20 protein-coding genes are annotated in these 19174 nt (G+C 63.5%); 13 read left to right on the plus strand and 7 right to left on the minus strand.

Annotated features, from left to right (window positions below; translation table 11 throughout):
* Nucleotides 1-4 precede the first annotated feature (4 nt).
* From AC1DN9_RS19085 to AC1DN9_RS19125, 9 genes are all read left to right on the plus strand, one after another.
* Nucleotides 5-1228, plus strand: coding sequence for a YbfB/YjiJ family MFS transporter (locus AC1DN9_RS19085; RefSeq protein WP_478102911.1), 1224 nt, complete (start codon nucleotides 5-7; stop codon nucleotides 1226-1228).
* A gap of 149 nt (nucleotides 1229-1377) precedes the next feature.
* Nucleotides 1378-2001 (plus strand): ribosome maturation factor RimP, encoded by a 624-nt coding sequence (rimP, locus tag AC1DN9_RS19090; protein WP_478103038.1) that lies wholly within the window; start codon nucleotides 1378-1380, stop codon nucleotides 1999-2001.
* Nucleotides 2002-2018: 17 nt separating this feature from the next.
* On the plus strand, nucleotides 2019-3503 hold the full coding sequence (nusA, locus tag AC1DN9_RS19095) for a transcription termination factor NusA (RefSeq protein WP_478102912.1): 1485 nt from the start codon (nucleotides 2019-2021) through the stop codon (nucleotides 3501-3503).
* Nucleotides 3504-3527: 24 nt separating this feature from the next.
* Nucleotides 3528-6452 (plus strand): translation initiation factor IF-2, encoded by a 2925-nt coding sequence (gene infB / locus AC1DN9_RS19100; protein ID WP_478102914.1) that lies wholly within the window; start codon nucleotides 3528-3530, stop codon nucleotides 6450-6452.
* Between the two features lie 21 nt (nucleotides 6453-6473).
* Nucleotides 6474-6845: a 30S ribosome-binding factor RbfA gene (gene rbfA, locus AC1DN9_RS19105; protein ID WP_478102915.1), complete on the plus strand. Its 372-nt coding sequence runs from the start codon at nucleotides 6474-6476 to the stop codon at nucleotides 6843-6845.
* Nucleotides 6846-6847: 2 nt separating this feature from the next.
* Nucleotides 6848-7792 (plus strand): tRNA pseudouridine(55) synthase TruB, encoded by a 945-nt coding sequence (truB, locus tag AC1DN9_RS19110; protein WP_478102916.1) that lies wholly within the window; start codon nucleotides 6848-6850, stop codon nucleotides 7790-7792.
* Nucleotides 7789-9621, plus strand: coding sequence for a translational GTPase TypA (gene typA / locus AC1DN9_RS19115; RefSeq protein ID WP_478102918.1), 1833 nt, complete (start codon nucleotides 7789-7791; stop codon nucleotides 9619-9621). The genes truB and typA overlap by 4 nt, the downstream gene beginning before the upstream one ends.
* Nucleotides 9621-10541, plus strand: coding sequence for a DMT family transporter (locus tag AC1DN9_RS19120; protein WP_478102919.1), 921 nt, complete (start codon nucleotides 9621-9623; stop codon nucleotides 10539-10541). Before typA ends, AC1DN9_RS19120 begins: the two co-directional genes overlap by 1 nt.
* A 67-nt stretch (nucleotides 10542-10608) precedes the next feature.
* Nucleotides 10609-11022 carry a YXWGXW repeat-containing protein gene (locus tag AC1DN9_RS19125; RefSeq protein ID WP_478102920.1) on the plus strand — a complete coding sequence of 138 codons (414 nt, stop codon included), beginning with the start codon at nucleotides 10609-10611 and terminating at the stop codon, nucleotides 11020-11022.
* Between the two features lie 66 nt (nucleotides 11023-11088).
* Here the strand turns inward: AC1DN9_RS19125 and AC1DN9_RS19130 are convergent, their stop codons facing one another.
* The 5 genes from AC1DN9_RS19130 to smpB form a co-directional block, all read right to left on the minus strand.
* Nucleotides 11089-11469, minus strand: a complete 381-nt coding sequence (locus AC1DN9_RS19130; protein ID WP_478102922.1) for a COG4315 family predicted lipoprotein — start codon at nucleotides 11467-11469, stop codon at nucleotides 11089-11091.
* 44 nt (nucleotides 11470-11513) lie between these two features.
* Nucleotides 11514-12242, minus strand: a complete 729-nt coding sequence (locus AC1DN9_RS19135; protein ID WP_478102923.1) for an anti-sigma factor family protein — start codon at nucleotides 12240-12242, stop codon at nucleotides 11514-11516.
* Nucleotides 12243-12255: 13 nt separating this feature from the next.
* Nucleotides 12256-12762: a sigma-70 family RNA polymerase sigma factor gene (locus tag AC1DN9_RS19140; RefSeq protein ID WP_478102924.1), complete on the minus strand. Its 507-nt coding sequence runs from the start codon at nucleotides 12760-12762 to the stop codon at nucleotides 12256-12258.
* A gap of 225 nt (nucleotides 12763-12987) precedes the next feature.
* Nucleotides 12988-13587 (minus strand): LbetaH domain-containing protein, encoded by a 600-nt coding sequence (locus AC1DN9_RS19145; protein ID WP_478102926.1) that lies wholly within the window; start codon nucleotides 13585-13587, stop codon nucleotides 12988-12990.
* A gap of 11 nt (nucleotides 13588-13598) precedes the next feature.
* Nucleotides 13599-14078: an SsrA-binding protein SmpB gene (smpB, locus tag AC1DN9_RS19150; protein ID WP_478102927.1), complete on the minus strand. Its 480-nt coding sequence runs from the start codon at nucleotides 14076-14078 to the stop codon at nucleotides 13599-13601.
* A gap of 62 nt (nucleotides 14079-14140) precedes the next feature.
* Here smpB and AC1DN9_RS19155 point away from each other — a divergent pair, with 62 nt between their 5' ends.
* Together AC1DN9_RS19155 and AC1DN9_RS19160 are read left to right on the plus strand one after the other, a co-directional pair.
* A complete protein-coding gene (locus tag AC1DN9_RS19155; protein WP_478102928.1) occupies nucleotides 14141-14587 on the plus strand; it encodes a type II toxin-antitoxin system RatA family toxin in 447 nt (148 codons plus the stop codon).
* Complete coding sequence (locus AC1DN9_RS19160; protein WP_478102930.1) at nucleotides 14587-14922, plus strand: RnfH family protein; 336 nt, start codon at nucleotides 14587-14589, stop codon at nucleotides 14920-14922. The genes AC1DN9_RS19155 and AC1DN9_RS19160 overlap by 1 nt, the downstream gene beginning before the upstream one ends.
* A gap of 8 nt (nucleotides 14923-14930) precedes the next feature.
* Here AC1DN9_RS19160 and AC1DN9_RS19165 read toward each other — a convergent pair whose 3' ends face one another.
* On the minus strand, nucleotides 14931-15440 hold the full coding sequence (locus AC1DN9_RS19165; protein WP_478102931.1) for a DUF4124 domain-containing protein: 510 nt from the start codon (nucleotides 15438-15440) through the stop codon (nucleotides 14931-14933).
* A gap of 172 nt (nucleotides 15441-15612) precedes the next feature.
* Here AC1DN9_RS19165 and guaB point away from each other — a divergent pair, with 172 nt between their 5' ends.
* Both guaB and guaA read left to right on the plus strand, forming a co-directional pair.
* The gene (gene guaB / locus AC1DN9_RS19170) at nucleotides 15613-17082 is read left to right on the plus strand and encodes an IMP dehydrogenase (RefSeq protein ID WP_478102932.1); all 1470 of its coding nucleotides are present in this window, start codon (nucleotides 15613-15615) and stop codon (nucleotides 17080-17082) included.
* A gap of 10 nt (nucleotides 17083-17092) precedes the next feature.
* On the plus strand, nucleotides 17093-18706 hold the full coding sequence (gene guaA / locus AC1DN9_RS19175) for a glutamine-hydrolyzing GMP synthase (RefSeq protein WP_478102934.1): 1614 nt from the start codon (nucleotides 17093-17095) through the stop codon (nucleotides 18704-18706).
* Between the two features lie 21 nt (nucleotides 18707-18727).
* On the opposite strand, the gene AC1DN9_RS19180 is transcribed toward guaA, so the two are convergent.
* Complete coding sequence (locus tag AC1DN9_RS19180; RefSeq protein WP_478102935.1) at nucleotides 18728-19165, minus strand: PaaI family thioesterase; 438 nt, start codon at nucleotides 19163-19165, stop codon at nucleotides 18728-18730.
* Nucleotides 19166-19174: the final 9 nt, after the last annotated feature.

Below are 19174 nucleotides of genomic sequence, written 5' to 3' on the forward strand. Positions count from 1 at the left end.
CCAAATGTCGCTGATCAGCAAGGACAGGCGAGAAGCCTGGCGCGCAGCGCTCGCCGGCATGGTCGCTCTGGCCGTGGTGATGGGTTTGGGGCGCTTCGCATTCACGCCCATGCTTCCCATCATGCTGCGCGAAGGCAAGCTGGACCTGCAGGCCGGCGGCGTGCTCGCATCGCTCAACTACCTCGGCTATTTCGTGGGTGCGCTCAGTTGTGCCCTGATTCGGGCAAAGCCCGCCAGCATGATTCGCGGCAGTCTCGTCGCCACGGCGGCGCTGCTGTTCGGCATGGGGGTGCTCCATGGGTTCCCCGCATGGGGCGTCTTGCGCCTGGCAGCTGGCGTCATGAGTGCCTGGGCCTTCGTCTTTGCTTCCGGATGGGGGCTGCGGCGGCTGGCTGAAACAAGAGCGCCGGCCTTGGCCGGTGTCATCTACGGTGGGCCCGGCATCGGCATCGCGATCTCCGGTCTTCTGGCTGGGGCGACGGGACGCTGGGGGTCCGAGGCTGGTTGGATCGGCTTCGGCCTGCTGTCGGCGGTGCTGATCGCCCTGATCTGGCGCATCTTCGCGGACGGTGAAGCGACCCACGTCGATGCGCATGCACGGCCGACGGGTGCACCTACGTCCGCTGAGCCGCCTACCGACCGCAGCGACGCCCGCTGGTTGGTGGCGCTCTACGGGCTGGCAGGCTTCGGATACATCATTACCGCGACGTTTCTCCCAGTGATCGCGCATCAGGCGCTGCCGGGCTCTTCCTGGCCAGATTTTTTCTGGCCGCTTTTTGGCTTGGCGGTTGTTCCCGGTGCGCTCATTGGGGCACGTGCACCGACTCATTGGGATAACCGCTTGCTGCTTGCGGTCGGCTATACGCTGCAGGCATTGGGCGCAGTACTGTCGGTGACATGGCCGACGATCGAAGGGCTCGCCCTGAGCAGCCTGCTGCTCGGAATGCCCTTCACGGCCATTACTCTTTTCGCCATGCGGGAAGCGCGTCGCCTGCGCGGAAATTCCTCTGCTGGTCTGATTGGTTATGCGACAGGCTCGTATGGCGCCGGCCAGATTCTTGGCCCTTTGTTCGCGGCGCCGCTGGCGCAACGCACTGGGTCATTTGCGGTACCCCTGTTGGGCGCGGCGGCCGCTCTGGGTATTGGCGCGGCGCTTTTTACGCACGTTTGGTGGCATTCGCAAGGGGCCAAACAACGGTCTGGAGCTCAGAAAACGCTGAATTCGTAACGCGTTTGGCATATAATTCGAGGCTCACGACCAAACGGGCGGGTACCAACCGCCCGTTTTTTATTGGTCGAAGCATTTTCTTGATGTCGCAAAAGCGGGCGGCGGCATCGGGCACAGACATCTGGTACATCAAGGGCGCAAACAGACACGTGGCATTGCAGCAGACAGTGGAACAAACCGTGGCCGGACTCGGCTACGACCTGGTCGAGATCGAGCGGTCGGCCGGGGGATTGCTGCGCGTTACGATTGATTTGCCCTGGGGTGGCCCCAAATCTGTAGATGCGGCCGCCGGGGCGCCCGAACCCTTCGTGACCGTCGAGGATTGCGAAAAGGTCACGCGGCAGTTGCAATTCGCGCTCGAGGTGGATGGCGCTGACTACAAGCGGCTCGAGGTGTCGTCTCCAGGTATTGACCGACCGTTGCGCAATGAGCAGGATTTTGAGCGTTTTGCCGGCGAGGTGATCGACATCACGCTCAAGGCGCCGATGGGTGCCGCGGCGGGTGGCCACGTGGCGGCCAATCGCAAGAAATTTCGCGGCACGCTGGAGCGCGTCGCAGGGACTGATGGCTCGCATGGGTGGCAGATCGTCTGGACCCAGGAGCCCGAAGGCAGACCGGCGCCGAAGCCCGGCCAGAAGATCAGCAAGAAGCGCGCGCCTGCGCCGATGCAGGCGCTGGGTTTTGCCTTGGACGAGTTGCGCGAGGCGCGGCTCGCCCCGATAGTGGATTTCAAGGGGCGCAGGCCCAAACCTGGCACGGTGGTGTCGGACTGAACGAGGAGAGTGGTGGCATGAATCGCGAAATGTTGATGTTGGTGGATGCGATCTCGCGCGAGAAGAACGTCGAACGTGACGTCGTCTTCGGCGCTGTCGAGTCTGCCTTGGCGCAAGCTACCAAGAAGCTCTACCAGGGCGACGTGGACATTCGCGTCGCCGTCGACCGTGACAGCGGTGACTACGAGACCTTCCGCCGTTGGCATGTGGTCCCCGACGAGGCCGGTCTGCAATTGCCCGATCAGGAAATCCTGCTGTTCGAAGCCAAGGAAGAGATGCCCGACATCGAGGTCGACGAGTACATCGAAGAGGCCGTGGATTCGGTGCCGATCGGCCGTATCGGCGCGATGGCCGCCAAGCAGGTCATTCTTCAAAAAATCCGCGATGCGGAGCGCGAAATGCTGCTCAACGACTTCATGTCGCGCGGCGAGAAGATCTTTACCGGCACCGTCAAGCGGCTGGACAAGGGCGACATCATCGTCGAGGCCGGCCGTGTCGAAGGGCGTCTGCGCCGCAGCGAAATGATCGCCAAGGAAAATCTCCGCAACGGTGATCGCGTGCGCGCCATGATCATGGAAGTCGACCTGACGCTGCGCGGCGCACCGATCATCCTGTCACGCGCCGCGCCCGAATTCATGATCGAGCTCTTCCGCCAGGAAGTCCCTGAGATCGAGCAAGGTCTGCTCGAAATCAAGAGCTGCGCCCGTGACCCCGGCTCACGCGCCAAGATCGCCGTGCTGTCGCATGACAAGCGGGTCGATCCGATCGGCACCTGCGTGGGCGTTCGCGGTACGCGCGTCAATGCCGTGACCAACGAACTCGCCGGAGAGCGCGTCGACATCGTGCTCTGGAGCGAGGATCCCGCCCAATTCGTGATCGGTGCGTTGGCCCCGGCCAATGTCACATCCATCGTGGTCGACGAAGAGAAGCATGCGATGGACGTCGTGGTCGACGAGGAAAACCTTGCGATCGCGATCGGCCGTGGTGGCCAGAACGTGCGGCTGGCTTCCGACCTGACCGGTTGGAAGATCAACATCATGGACGCCAACGAATCGGCTCAGAAGCAGGCGACCGAAACCGATGCCAGCCGCAAGCTCTTCATGGAAAAGCTGGATGTCGACGAAGAAATCGCGGACATCCTGATTTCCGAAGGCTTCACAAGCCTGGAAGAAGTGGCCTATGTGCCGATTTCCGAACTGCTCGAGATCGAAAGCTTCGACGAAGATACGATCAACGAACTGCGGTCGCGCGCCAAGGATGCGCTGCTGACCATGGAGATCGCCCGCGAAGAGAACGTGGAGAGTGTTTCGCAGGATCTGCGCGACCTCGCCGGTCTAGACCCGGCACTTATTCCGAAATTGGCCGAGGCGGGTGTGCACACTCGCGACGACCTGGCCGACCTTGCGGTCGATGAACTCACCGAGATCACCGGCCAGAGCGCCGATGACGCCAAGAACCTCATCTTGAAAGCCCGCGAACATTGGTTCGCCGGCCAAGAGTGATGGTCATGGAGGCACGAAACCAATATGTCCAGTACCACTGTCGCCGAGTTCGCGAACGAACTCAAGAAGACTCCCGAAATCCTGCTTGACCAGCTCAAGAGTGCCGGGGTGCCCAAGCAGGCGCCAACCGACGCGCTCACCGAGGCCGACAAGCAGCGATTGCTCGGCTTTCTGAAGGCCAGCCATGGCACGGTCGAGCCCGAGCGCAAGAAGATCACGCTGACGAAGAAATCGACCAGCGAAATCAAGCAGGCCGACGCCACCGGCCGCGCCCGCACGATCCAGGTCGAAGTGCGCAAGAAGCGCACCTTCATCCAGCGCGACGAAGGTCATCCGGCAGCTGCCGAACCGGCGGCGCACGGCGAGGCCCCCGCCGTCGCGCAGCCCGCAGCTCCCCAGATCGATGAAGCTGAACTCACCCGCCGTGAGGAAGAAGCGCGTCGTCAAGCCGAGCTGATCCGCCGTCAGGAAGAAGAGCTGATCGAGAAGCGTCGCTTGCGCGAAGAAGCCGAGGCGCGTGAGCGCGCGCAGGCTGAGCAAGCCGAACGCGCTGAACAGGAAGCCAAGGCAGCCGCCAAGAAGAAGGCTGCCGAAGCGGCCGCGGCAGCCACGGTCACGGAAGGCGCTCCGGAAGCGCCGGAAGAGACTCCCGCCGTGACGGATCGCAAGGCCGCCGCAGAGGCCGCTGCTGCGCAGGCCAAGGACGACGCCAAGGCCAAGGCCGCCGCCGAGTCGAAGGCACGTGCAGATGAAGAAGCTGCGCGCGCCAGGGACCTGGACGAACGCCGTCGCAAGGCCTTGGCTGAAGCCGAGGCCATCCGCGCCATGATGAATGCGCCGGCCCGCGTGCTGGTGCCGCACAAGGCGCCAGAGAAGCCCGCCGCCGATCCGGCCAAGGGTGGCGTGAAGGGTACGTTGCACAAGCCCACCGCGCCTGCAGCCCGTGCCGGTGCACCTGCCGCACCTGGAGCTGCGGCGCCTGCAGGCGGTCCCGGTGCAGGCAAGGAAGTCAAATCGGCCAAGCTCTCGTCGAGCTGGGCTGGTGACACGGCCAAGAAGAAGGAAATCAAGACCCGCGGCGATGCCAGCGGCGGCGTCGGTCGCGGCAATTGGCGCGGAGGCCCTCGCGGCCGTCGCGGCGGCGACCGCAACGGACAAGAAGAACGCGCACCGGCGGCGCCGGTCGAGGCCCGCGTTCTCGAGGTGCATGTTCCTGAAACCATCACAGTCTCGGAACTTGCGCACAAGATGGCCGTGAAGGCGTCGGAAGTCATCAAGCAGTTGATGAAGCTCGGCCAGATGGCGACCATCAACCAGTCGTTGGACCAGGATACCGCGATGATCATCGTGGAGGAAATGGGCCACAACGCAGTAGTTGCCGCGCTGGACGATCCCGAAGCCTTCACCGACGAGGACGTGTCGGCGCAACAGGCCGAGGCGCTGCCTCGCGCACCGGTCGTGACCGTGATGGGTCACGTCGACCACGGCAAGACCTCGTTGCTGGACTACATCCGTCGCGCCAAGGTCGCAGCGGGCGAAGCCGGCGGCATTACGCAGCACATTGGTGCCTACCATGTGCAGACGGCACGTGGCATGGTGTCCTTCCTCGACACGCCCGGCCACGAGGCGTTCACCGCCATGCGTGCCCGTGGTGCGCAAGCGACCGATATCGTGATCCTGGTGGTTGCCGCGGACGACGGCGTCATGCCGCAGACCAAGGAAGCCATCAAGCACGCGAAGGCGGCGAAGGTGCCGATCGTGGTGGCAATCAACAAGATCGACAAGCCCGATGCCAACCTCGAACGCGTCAAGCAGGAACTGGTCGCTGAAGAAGTCGTGCCTGAAGAATACGGCGGTGACACGCCCTTCGTGCCCGTGTCCGCAAAGACGGGGCAGGGCGTGGATGACCTGCTCGAACAGGTCCTGCTGCAGGCTGAAGTCCTGGAACTCAAGGCGCCGGTAGATGCCGCCGCCAAGGGTCTGGTGATCGAAGCTCAACTCGACAAGGGTCGCGGCCCGGTCGCGACCGTGCTGGTTCAGTCCGGCACGCTCAAGACCGGTGACGTGGTGCTGGCCGGTTCGACCTATGGCCGCGTGCGCGCCATGATCGACGAGGACGGCAAGACCATCAAGACTGCAGGCCCGTCGATCCCGGTCGAGATCCAGGGCTTGACCGAAGTCCCGCAAGCCGGCGACGAGTTCATGGTGATGGGCGACGAGCGCCGCGCGCGTGAGATCGCGACGTATCGTGCGGGCAAGTTCCGCAACACCAAGCTGGCAAAGCAGCAGGCCGCCAAGATGGAGAACATGTTCTCCGACCTGACCGCCGGCGAGGTCAAGATGGTGCCGATCATCATCAAGGCCGACGTCCAGGGTTCGCAGGAAGCGCTTGCGCAGTCGCTGCTCAAGCTTTCCAACGACGAGGTCAAAGTGCAGGTGGTCTACGCGGCAGTGGGCGGCATCAGCGAGTCGGACATCAATCTTGCAATCGCTTCCAAGGCGATGGTCATCGGCTTCAACGTGCGTGCCGACGCAGGTGCGCGCAAGCTCGCCGAAGGCAACAACATCGGCATCCACTACTACAGCATCATCTATGACGCCGTGGATGAGCTCAAGACGGCGATGGCCGGCATGCTGGCGCCCGAGCGCCGCGAAGAAATCATCGGCTCCGCCGAGATCCGCACCGTGTTCGTGGCTTCGAAGATCGGTACTGTCGCGGGTTGTATGGTCACCTCCGGGTCGGTCAACCGTAGCGCGCATTTCCGCCTGCTGCGCGACAACGTGGTGGTTTACACCGGCGAGATCGACTCGCTCAAGCGCATGAAGGACGACGTTCGCGAAGTCCGCGAAGGCTTCGAGTGCGGTATCAAGCTCAAGAACTACAACGACATCAAGGAAGGTGATCAGCTGGAGTTCTTCGAGATCAAGGAAATCGCCCGGACGCTGTAAGCACCTGGATCGACCTCATCCATGCCCAAAAGAAAGACCGCAACCCCCAACCGCGCCTTCAAGGTGGCCGATCAGATCCAGCGCGATCTGACCGAGTTGATCGCGCGCGAGTTGAAGGACCCGCGTGTGGGCATGGTGACGATCCAGGCGGTCGAGGTCACGCCGGACTACGCGCATGCGAAGGTTTTCTTCAGCCTGCTCGTGGGTGATCCGGTCGAGACCACCGAGGCCCTCAACCAGGCCGCAGGCTTCCTGCGCAACGGCCTGTTCAAGCGCCTGCACATCCACACGGTGCCGACGCTGCACTTCCAGTTCGATCGCACGACCGAACGCGCTGCCGACATGAACGCACTGATCGCGCAGGCCGTCGCGTCGCGCTCCAAAGACGACTGACGATGAACGCGCCACGCACACGGGTGCAGCGGCGCCCTGTGCATGGGGTGTTGTTGCTCGACAAGCCGCTGGGTCTCTCCAGCAACCAAGCCTTGCAGAAGGCCAAATGGTTGCTGCGCGCCGAAAAGGCAGGGCACACCGGTACGCTCGATCCGCTCGCGACTGGCGTGCTGCCGTTGTGCTTCGGTGCCGCCACCAAGTTCAGCCAACTTCATCTTGATGCCGACAAGATCTATGAAGCTCGCGCCCTTCTTGGCGTGAAGACCTCTACCGGGGATGCCGAAGGCGAAGTCATCGCCGAGCGCCCGGTGTCGATCACGGCGGATGATCTTGTGCGCGTTGAAGCAAAGTTCACCGGGCCGATTTCCCAAGTGCCGCCGATGCACAGCGCGCTCAAGAAGGACGGCAAGGCCCTGTACGAATACGCGCGCGAGGGCATCGAGATCGAGCGCGCAGTGCGCGACGTCGTCATCCATGAACTCACGCTGAAGGCCGAGACGGCCGACACCATTCACATCCGCGCTGCGGTCAGCAAGGGCACCTATATTCGTGTGCTCGGCGAAGACATCGGCGAAGCGCTCGGCTGCGGCGCGCATCTGACCTTCTTGCGCCGGGTCGCGACCGGTGGCTTCGACATTTCCCAATGCGTGACGCTCGAAGCGCTCGAAGCCATGAGTGAAGAAGAGCGCCTGATGCAGCTTTTGCCTTCCGAGGCGCTTGTTGCCGGCCATACGACCGTCACGATCGGCGCCGAAGATGCGGCACGGTTCCTTTCGGGCCTGCGCCGCCGCGGCAACTGGCCCGACGCACCGCAGGTGGCCGTATATGGCCGCGAGCCGCACGCGTTCCTGGGCACGGCCCATGTCACGGCGGGCGAATTGATTCCGGGGCGCTTGCTGAACCCCATCGAAATCCAGCAGACACTTTTGACCGAAGCGACACCATGAGCACCAACCAGATCCGCAACATCGCCATCATTGCCCACGTGGACCATGGCAAGACCACGATGGTCGACCAATTGCTGCGCCAGTCCGGCACCTTTGCCGAGCACGAGAAAGTGGTCGACACCGTGATGGACAACAACGCCATCGAAAAAGAGCGGGGCATCACGATCCTGGCCAAGAACTGTGCGGTCACGTGGAAGGGCATGCACATCAACATCGTCGACACCCCCGGCCACGCGGACTTCGGCGGCGAAGTCGAACGCGCACTGAGCATGGTCGACGGCGTGGTGCTGTTGATCGACGCGCAGGAAGGCCCCATGCCCCAGACTCGCTTCGTGACCAAGAAGGCGCTGGCCCTTGGCCTCAAGCCCATCCTGGTGGTGAACAAGGTCGACAAGCCCGGCGCGCGTCCCGACCACGTGGTCAACGCCGCCTTCGACCTGTTCGACAAGCTCGGCGCCACCGACGAGCAGCTCGACTTCCCCGTCGTCTACGCATCGGGCATCAACGGCTGGTCGTCGTTGGAAGAGGGCGAGCACGGCGAGCAGTGGGGTCCCGATATGTCGGCGCTGTTCGACACCATCCTCAAGCACGTGCCGGCGCATGACGGTGATCCTGAGGCGCCTCTGCAGCTTCAGATTTCCGCCATCGACTTCTCGACCTTCGTGGGCCGGATCGGCGTCGGTCGCATCAATGCGGGCACTATCAAGCCCATGATGGATGTCGTCGTGATGGAAGGACCGGACGGCAAGGCGATCAAGGGCCGCGTCAACCAGGTTCTGACCTTCCAGGGTCTCGAACGCGTTCAGGCCACCGAGGCGGGTCCGGGTGAAATCGTGCTGATCAATGGCATCCCCGAGATCGGCATCGGCGTCACGGTGACCGATCCTGTGGATCCCACGCCTCTGCCGATGCTCAAGGTCGACGAGCCGACCCTGACGATGAATTTCTGCGTCAACACAAGCCCTCTGGCTGGCCGTGAAGGCAAGTTCGTCACCAGCCGCCAGATCTGGGACCGCCTGCAGAAGGAGTTGCAGCACAACGTGGCCCTGCGTGTGAAGGAAACCGACGAAGAAGGCGTCTTCGAGGTCATGGGTCGCGGCGAACTGCACTTGACAATCCTGCTGGAAAACATGCGTCGCGAAGGCTATGAGATGGCCGTGTCGAAGCCGCGCGTGGTGTTCCGCGACATCGACGGCGTGAAGAACGAGCCGATCGAACTGGTGACGGCCGACATCGAAGAGCAGCACCAGGGCGGGGTCATGCAAGCCTTGGGCGAGCGCAAGGGCGAACTCGTCAATATGGAACCAGACGGCCGTGGCCGCGTGCGCCTCGAATACCGCATTCCGGCACGAGGCCTGATCGGCTTCACGAATGAATTCCTGAACCTGACGCGCGGATCGGGCCTGATCTCCAACATCTTCGACAGCTACGAGCCGCACAAGGGCGAAATCGGCAGCCGCAAGAACGGCGTGTTGATCTCCATGGACGACGGTGAGATCTTCACCTATGCCCTGGGCAAGCTGGACGATCGCGGCCGCATGTTCGTGCGTGCGAACGACCCGGTCTACGAAGGCATGATCGTCGGCATACACAGCCGCGACAACGACCTCGTGGTCAATGCGACGCGCACCAAGCAGCTGACCAATTTCCGCGTGTCGGGCAAGGAAGACGCGATCAAGATCACGCCGCCAATCGATCTCACGCTGGAATACGGCGTGGAATTCATCGAGGACGACGAGTTGGTCGAAATCACGCCCAAGAGCGTGCGCCTGCGCAAGCGCTACCTCAAGGAACACGAGCGCAAGCGCGCTTCCCGCGAGAGCGCCTGATGCAATCCGCCGGCGGCCGTGGACTGACGCACGGCCGTGCAGCCTGGCTGATGGTTGTCGTGACCCTCATGTGGGCCACGGCGGGTGTCGTCACGCGCCATCTGGAGCATGCGCGCAGCTTCGAGGTGACTTTCTGGAGAAGCTTCTTCACGGTCGTTTCGCTGCTGGTGATCCTGCCGATATGGCGGGGAAGGGCGGTCTTTTCCAGAATCCGGCATGGCGGTCGCGAGCTATGGATCTCCGGCGTCTGCTGGAGCGTGATGTTCACGGCCTTCATGGTCGCGCTCACCATGACGAGTGTTGCCAATGTGCTCGTCACGATGGCCCTGGGGCCGCTGTTCACTGCAATGGGGGCACGAATCTTCATCGGACATCGGCTCGCAGCGCGCACCTGGGGCGCCATCATCGTGGCCGGCCTCGGCATCGGCTGGATGTACGGCGCGCAGATCGTTGAAGGCTCGCTGCTCGGCACATTCGTGGCGCTGGGCGTACCGCTTGCCGCAGCCTGCAACTGGACAGTGGTTCAGCACGCTCATGCAAAGGGCCATGACGTCGATCTCGTTCCCGCCGTGTTGATCGGCGCCATGATTTCCTCCCTCGTCACGCTGCCGCTGGCGTGGCCGTTGCAGGCCGACGTGCATGACCTCGGCTTGCTGGCCTTCCTCGGACTTTTCCAACTCGCGATTCCCTGCGTCCTTTCGGTGATGTGCGCGCGCATCCTGAAGGCACCAGAGGTATCGCTTCTGGGCCTCCTTGAGGTGATCTTCGGCATCGCGCTGGCCTGGATCGGTGCAGGCGAGGAGCCGGAGTCGAGCGTTCTCGCAGGCGGCGCCTTGGTCATCGGCGCGCTGGTGTTCAACGAACTTCTGGGCATGCGCGAGCGGCGCGTGCCAGCTGCCGCCTTGTCCGGCACATCTTGAAATCAGGTGAATCACTGACGGCGGGGGTCAGCCCTCGGCGTTGAATCGTTTTAGGACCCCACAGCAGATGCGACTTTCAGCAACTCTCCTTGCCTGCGCCCTGGGCGCCGCGCCGTTCTGCGCTTCGGCGCAGGTGTCGATCAACATCAACGTGCCCGGGCTTGTTGCCGTAGCGCCCCCGCCTGCGCGCATCGAGCCTTTGCCGCCGCCGCGTCCGGGTTATGTCTGGGTGCCGGGCAACTGGCGGTATCGCGAGAACGCTTACGCGTGGAACCAGGGGTACTGGCAGCCCGCACGTCCCGACTACGAATATGCGCCGGGTCGCTGGGTGCGCGCCGACGGCGGATGGCGTTGGGTCGAGCCGAACTGGAAACCGGTCAAGTACAAGAAGGGTCATGATCACCACGGTCACGGCCACGACAGGGACGACGATGACCACTATCACTGCCCGCCCGGTCAGGCCAAGAAGGGTCGCTGCTGATCGTCCCTGGCGGCCAGAAAAGAAAAGGGCCGACGCAGGCCGGCCCCAATCGATCGTTCGCCCAGGTCAGGGACGCGCGACCTTCCAGACCCCATTGAATCCGTCACCGGTCTTGTCACCGGCCTTCGTATCCTTGGACCAGTAGTAGAGCGGTGCGCCCTTGTAGGCCCATTGCTTCTTGCCATCATCGCGCACGATGATGGTGTAGGCACCCATCGGCTTGGCCGTGTCTGCGACCGTCAGCGGCGGCCAAGCGGTGGCGCACGGACCATTGCAGGCGGACTTGCCGCTCCCGACGGCGTCGCGGTTGAAGGTGTACAGCGTCATGCCGGTCGGGCCGATCAGTACGCCGTCGGCGGTGCGCGTGGGCGTGTCCGGCGCAGGCGACATGCTTCCGCATCCAGCAAGCAGGGCAGCGGCAAGGATCGAGGCGCTGAGCAGTTTCATGAAGTTTTCTCCTTCGGTTAAAAAAACAAGTGCGAGTGGACAGTCTATCCGCCGGCCTTTTCAAGCTGACGGTATACGACGGTGGCGATGCTGAGCAACGTGTCGTGCGAAAGCGGCCCGGTCAGTGCATAGCCGAACCCTCGGTCGACCCAATAGAAGGTCGGCACCGGACCGTCCGTCGAATACCGGAATGCTGTTTCATCCGGGCGTGAGGCCTTTTCGGGCGCGCCCAGACTGCCGATGTAGAGCGTGACACGCTCCCCGGTCGCGCGTTCGAACATGAATTGCGCGCGTGCGCCTTCGCTGCCCGGCAGCAGGCGTCCACCAACGAGGGCGTAGCCCTGTGCCGATAGATCCGGCACCTTGAGCGGCCGGTCGAGGCGCTTGGAAAGCCATTGCGCGAGATGCTGCTGGTCTGCGGCGGCCACTTCGACGGGATGTCGCTTCTCGGGCACATAGACCGCATGAGCCACAGCCGCGGCGTGGACGAATTCGCGCGTTGCGGGTCCCCGAGCCAAAAGCGATCCGGTCTGAGATGTCCACTGAGTGTTGGCCAGCCATCCGGCCGCGAACGCAACGACGATGCCGGCGGCCATACCGCCCCATCGCATCCAGCGGGCTTGCCGGGCGTGATGCCGGGCGGCAAGCCCGGCGGCGGCCAGCAACGCAGGCGGAACCGGTTCGTCGAGGACTTCACGATGCAACTGACGCAACGCTTCTCGCTGGGCGTCCCAGCCGGGCAGATCGTCGATGGGGGGAGTGGGCGTTTTCATGGCAATGGGCCGGTTACTTGAGGCGACGCAGGCCCGTGCGATGGGCCGGTGTCGTCGTCCCTTCCATCAGATCCTGCAGGCGACTGCGCGCCCGTGAGAGGCGCGACATGACCGTGCCGACCGGGACGCCGAGCACCTTGGCAACCTGGGCGTAAGAAAGATCCTCGAGTGCCACCAGCAGCAGCACGGCGCGCTGGTCCTCGGGCAGAAGCAGCAGGCAGCGCTGGAGATCGATCGCCTCATCGCGATGCGAATCGACACTGCGCAGTTCGTGAACCACATCGTCCACATCCACCGAAGCGCGCGGCGGCGCACGACGGACCTGGCTTGCGAACACGTTGTGCATGATCGTGAAGAGCCAGGCCCGCAAGTCGGTTCCGACGATCCACAAACGCCATTTGCTGCAGGCCCGCTCGAGCGTGTCCTGCACGAGATCATCAGCCGCCCAGCGGTCACCGGTGAGCGCACGGGCATAGCGCCGCAGGCTCGGGATCTGTTCGACGATGGCGCTTGAATCCATGGCCCTGGGTTTTCAGTGCTGGATGGCCCGGCAGATCGGCGCCGGATGATCCGGATCGCAAACAGCCAGGTAGCCGCTCAGGATCGTGACGTATGCGACCAGGACGGCAAGCGGCAGATTGATGGGCGACATGGAAGTTCTTCCTTGAAACAGGTCAACCGTCTTCGGTTGCTTGCCTCATGAACGCCGCCGCCACGGCGTTTATTCCATCCGCCTCGAAATAAATCAGGCCGCACCGCCGGGATTGCTGCCGGTCCCGTCGCGCAGCACGCGGCGCTTGAGCGGCTTGGCGGGGTTCCCGCCGTAGACGGTCCATGGATCGAGCGATCGGAAAGCGACGCTTCGCGCCCCCAGAACCGCACCTTCGCCCACGTCGACACCCGGCCCGACGAAAGCTTCGGCCGCGATCCAGGCCCGCGGGCCGATGTTGATCGGCTGGGCCGTCAATTGAAAATCCGCCGAAGAAATGTCGTGGCTGCCGGCGCAGAGGTGCGCACCCTGCGAGACCAGCGCTCCGCGGCCGAGGGAGATCGGCGCCATGTTGTAGCAAATCACGCGCTCAGCCAGCATGGCGCGGTCTGCCAGGTGGAGGTGAGGGGGATACCAGACCCGGGCACTGCCGCGCACATCGCAGGACTCGCCCAAGTGTGCGCCGAAGCGCTTCAACAGAAAGCACCGCCAGAAGTGCAACTGTGGCGGCGTCCACGAGGCGAACAGGGCCCAGGTGAGGTTCCACACGGCGCGCGATATCCGGTTGCCCAGCGAAAAGCTCGGGCCGCCCTGAAGCGGATTGACGCGCGTAGCGTCGAGGGGTTGGAGCGCCATGGGTGGTTCCTTCAGCGACTTCGACTCTTCATCGCGCGCTCGACCTCGCGCTTGCCTTCACGGTCCTTGATGGTGTCACGCTTGTCATGCTCGGCCTTGCCCTTCGCCAGTGCAATTTCGCATTTCACCTTGCCGGCCTTCCAGTGGAGGTTGAGCGGCACGAGCGTATAGCCTTTTTGCTCCACCTTGCCGATCAGCCGGCGGATCTGCTCCTTGTGCAAGAGGAGCTTCTTGGTGCGCACCGAATCGGGAGTGACGTGCGTCGACGCGGAGCGCAGCGGGTTGATCTGGCAGCCGATCACGAAGAGTTCGCCGTCGCGGATCACGACATAGCCGTCGGTCAGTTGCACCTTGCCTTCACGCAGCGACTTGACCTCCCAGCCCTCGAGCACCATCCCGGCCTCGAAGCGCTCCTCGAAGAAGTAGTTGTATGCGGCTTTCTTGTTGTCCGCGATCCGGGAGGAGGTGTCTTGCTTTTTTTTGGTGGCCATGGTGAATCAGGTGAGGTCTGCATGGCTTCAATACAATCCGTCGCGCACGCTGTGCCGATTCTATGAAAACCGTCCACAAGTCCGTTCTGATCTGGTACAGCGCCGACGAGATGTATGCCCTGGTCACCGACGTCGCGAAGTACCCGGAGTTTCTGCCGTGGTGCGACCGCTCGAAGGTGAACGAGCAGGACGACTTCGGCATGACCGCCGAAGTCGGGCTCGCTTTCAGCGGTTTTCACCACAGTTTCGCCACGCGCAACACCCATGTGCCGGGCCGCGAAGTCCATCTGAAGCTCGTTGACGGGCCTTTCTCCAATCTCGATGGCGTCTGGAAGTTCACGCCGGTTGGCGACGATGGCGAGCGTGCATGTCGCGTCGAGTTGAATCTCAGCTACGGCTTCAACAATTTCGCGCTGCAGGCGCTGGTTGGCCCCGTCTTCGACAAGATCGCTTCGAACCTGGTGGAGGCCTTCGTCAAGCGTGCCGAGCACATCTACGGCGCGGCCTGATGCTGCTGCAAGTGACCGTGGTGTGTTCGCCCGCACCCCGAGAGGTGTTCGAGGAGGTCGTGCGTGTGCCCGAGGGTTCCTCTGTGAGGGATGCGGTACTCGCCACCGGCCTCGCCACAGCTTTTCCGCAATTCGATTGGCAAGCGGCCGCGCCGGGCATCTGGGGACGGCAAGTGGCATGGAGCCAGGTCCTGGCCGATCTCGATCGCGTCGAACTGTGCCGCCCGCTCACGGTCGACCCCAAGGTGGCGCGGCGCGAACGATTCAAGCAGCAAGGCGCGCGCGGAACGGGCCTGTTCGCTCGCCGCCGCAAAGGCGGCAAAGCCGGTTACTAAGGTTCTGTCTACTTGCAGTCAGAGTCGATCACGGATTGCAAGCGCTGTTGCTCGCTGGCCCGGGCGGCGTCGTCGATGATCTCGCGCTCGCCCTGTGCATTGATGCGCGCCACGCGAATGCCGCTGTCCATGGTTGCCTTGCCCTGACGCGCGCGATCGCAGTTCTCGGCCTTGGCCTGCGCGATTCTCTGAGTCTCGGCGGCCTGTTTGGCTTTCTCGGCTTCCTCGGCCTTGCGCGTTTTCTCTTCAAGATCCTTGTCGACGCCCGACGGCTTGGGGGCGGCGGGCGGTGCCGCGGCTGGCGCGCCAGGTTCAGCGGGCGCTGCCGGAGTGCTGAAATTCACGCGCTTGGAAGGCGTGTTAGGCCTGTGAAGGATGTTCTTGTCAGGAATGTCGACCGGCGGCGGTTGATCGCTGAACACCTTCTTGTTGTCCTTGTCGATCCACTGCCATTGCGCCTGGGCACCCAGGGGCAGGAGGAAGACCGATCCAATGACAGCAAGGTGCGCGAGTTTCATGGCGGGCAGTTTAGCGCCGCCTTACGTTTTGCAACGTGGCGGCTGGCGTTTTTGCAACATTGAGCACCGTTTCGGCCGCGTTTCCCGTCGAATGCGTGCGAGAAAGCGCAATTCCCCACGGCATCGGGAGGCGTCGAGCCATCGTTACAATCCGTCTTTTGGAGCTTCACCCATGCGCCTTCTCGGCAAAGCGCTCACCTTCGACGATGTGTTGCTGGTGCCAGCGTACTCCCAAGTCCTCCCCAAGGACACCTCTCTCGCCACCCGGCTCTCCCGAAACATCACGCTCAATCTCCCGCTGGTCTCTGCCGCGATGGATACAGTGACCGAGGCCCGCCTCGCGATCGCCATGGCGCAGGAAGGGGGCATCGGGATCGTCCACAAGAACTTCACCGCCGCAGAGCAGGCCGCCCAGGTCGCCAAGGTCAAGCGCTACGAGTCGGGCGTGCTGCGCGACCCCGTCGTGATCACCCCGACGCATACCGTCCGGCAGGTGATGGCCCTCTCGGAGCAGCTCGGCATTTCCGGATTCCCGGTTTGCGATGCCGGCAAGGTGGTCGGCATCGTGACCGGCCGCGATCTGCGCTTCGAGAGCCGCTACGACGCTCCGGTCAGCGAGATCATGACCCGGCGCGACAAGCTCATCACCGTGCCCGACGGCACCACGCTCGCCGACGCCAAGGCCCTGCTCAACAAGCACAAGCTCGAACGCCTGCTCGTGATCAATGATTCCTGGGAGCTCAAGGGCCTGATCACCGTCAAGGACATCACCAAGCAGACCAGCTTCCCCAACGCGGCACGCGACGCCAGCGGTCGCCTGCGCGTGGGCGCTGCGGTCGGCGTGGGCGAGGGCACCGAAGAGCGCGTCGAGGCGCTCGTGAAGGCCGGCGTCGATGCGATCGTCGTCGACACCGCACATGGCCACAGCGCCGGCGTGATCGAGCGGGTTCGCTGGGTCAAGAAGAACTATCCGCAGGTCGACGTGATCGGCGGCAACATCGCCACCGGCGACGCAGCCCGTGCGCTGGCTGATGTGGGTGCCGATGCAGTCAAGGTCGGTATCGGCCCGGGCTCGATCTGCACCACCCGGATCGTGGCCGGCGTCGGCGTGCCGCAGATCATGGCGGTGGACAACGTCGCGACCGCATTGCAGGGCACCGGCATTCCGCTCATCGCCGACGGCGGCATCCGCTATTCGGGCGACATTGCGAAGGCCATTGCCGCCGGCGCAAGCACGGTGATGATGGGCGGCATGTTCGCCGGCACCGAGGAGGCACCGGGCGAGATCGTGCTGTTCCAGGGCCGCAGCTACAAGAGCTATCGCGGGATGGGTTCCATTGGTGCGATGCAGCAGGGCAGTGCCGACCGCTACTTCCAGGAATCCACCACCGGCAATCCCAACGCCGACAAGCTCGTGCCTGAAGGCATCGAGGGCCGGGTTCCCTACAAGGGCTCGATGGTGTCCATCGTCTATCAGATGTCCGGCGGCCTGCGGGCCAGCATGGGCTACTGCGGCTGCGCCACGATCGAGGACATGAAGAACAAGGCCGAGTTCGTCGAAATCACCACCGCAGGCATTCGCGAGAGCCACGTGCACGACGTGCAGATCACGAAGGAAGCGCCCAATTACCGCGCCGAGTGATCGGTCAGCCATGCAACACCAGAAGATCCTGATTCTCGATTTCGGCTCGCAAGTCACGCAACTGATTGCCCGTCGCGTGCGCGAGGCGCACGTGCTGAGCGAGGTGCACCCCTGCGACGTCACGGACGAGTGGATTCGCGACTACGCGAAAGACGGCAGCCTGAAGGGCGTCATCCTTTCGGGTAGCCACGCCAGCGTCTACGAAGACACGACCGACAAGGCGCCGCAGGCGGTGTTCGAACTCGGCGTGCCGGTGCTGGGCATCTGCTACGGCATGCAGACCATGGCGCACCAGTTGGGCGGCAAGGTCGAGGGCGGGCACAAGCGCGAATTCGGCTTTGCGGCCGTTCGGGCGCGCGGCCATACCGAACTGCTCAAGGACATCGTCGATTTCACGACCGACGAAGGTCACGGCATGCTCAACGTCTGGATGAGCCACGGCGACAAGGTCACCGAGTTGCCGCCCGGCTTCAAGCTGATGGCATCGACCGAAAGCTGCCCGATCGCCGGCATGGCCGACGAGGACAGGCATTTCTACGCCGTGCAGTTTCACCCCGAAGTCACGCACACGCAGCAGGGCAAGGCAATCCTCGATCGCTTCGTGCTCGGGATCTGCGGCGCACGTCCCGACTGGGTCATGCGCGATCACATCGCAGAAGCCGTCGAAGCCATCCGCCAGCAGGTGGGCGACGAGGAAGTCATCCTCGGACTTTCGGGCGGCGTCGACTCGTCGGTGGCTGCTGCGCTGATCCATCGCGCGATCGGCGACCAGCTCACCTGCGTCTTCGTTGACCACGGCCTGCTGCGGCTGAACGAAGGTGACATGGTCATGGACATGTTCGTCGGCAAGCTGCACGCCAAGGTGATCCGTGTCGACGCGAGCGAGCTCTTCCTCGGCAAGCTGGCGGGTGTCAGTGATCCCGAAGCCAAGCGCAAGATCATCGGCGGCGAGTTTGTCACCGTGTTCAAGCAGGAGGCTGCCAAGCTCACGAGCGCGGGGGCGAAGGGTGCCAAGTGGTTGGCGCAAGGCACCATCTATCCGGATGTGATCGAGTCCGGCGGCGCCAAGAGCAAGAAGGCTGTCACGATCAAGAGCCATCACAACGTCGGCGGCCTGCCCGAGCAACTGGGCCTGAAGCTGCTGGAGCCGCTGCGCGACCTGTTCAAGGACGAAGTGCGCGAGTTGGGCGTGGCGCTGGGCCTGCCGCCGGAGATGGTCTATCGCCATCCGTTCCCGGGCCCTGGGCTGGGTGTGCGGATCCTCGGCGAGGTGAAGAAGGAATACGCCGACCTGCTGCGCCGTGCCGATGCGATCTTCATCGAGGAACTGCGCAACTTCATCGATCCCGCTACCGGCAAGAGCTGGTACGACCTCACGAGCCAGGCTTTTACCGTCTTCCTGCCGGTGAAGAGCGTAGGCGTGATGGGCGACGGGCGCACCTACGACTATGTCGTGGCGTTGCGCGCCGTGCAGACCAGCGACTTCATGACGGCGGACTGGGCCGAATTGCCCTATGCGCTGCTCAAGAAGGTGTCGGGCCGCATCATCAATGAGGTGCGCGGCATCAATCGCGTGACGTACGACGTGAGCAGCAAGCCGCCGGCGACAATCGAGTGGGAGTGATCCGAGACCCCCGGCTCGCGATCACGACGCCGTAGCCGCATCGATGTTCCGGGCGGTCCCCAGCAAGGTAGCGCACAGCGTTTCCTTGCCACCATCCACGGCAAACACATCGGCCGCGCACACTGTGAGCGTGCGCGAAGCCTTCACCACCCGCCCTCGCGCGACCAGGTGACTGCCACGCGCAGGCGCCACGAGCTTCAACGACGTATCAATCGTCGCGTTGATAAAGCCCGGCGGCAACAGCGTACCGGCCGCCGACACCGCCGCGAAATCGGCTGCGGCGAAGATCGCGGTAGCTTGGAGCTGCCCAGGTCGAAAACACCAGGCGTCCTGCACCGGGATCTCCAGTTCCACATCACCGGGTTCGATTCGGCGAAACGCAAGCTTCAGCGTTTGCGCCATCGGCACGGCGAGTACCGAGCGGCGTACCTGCTCGGTCATGGATTCGGTCGTGTTCATGCTGGGCAA

Source organism: Variovorax sp. 05L425, from assembly GCF_056397705.1.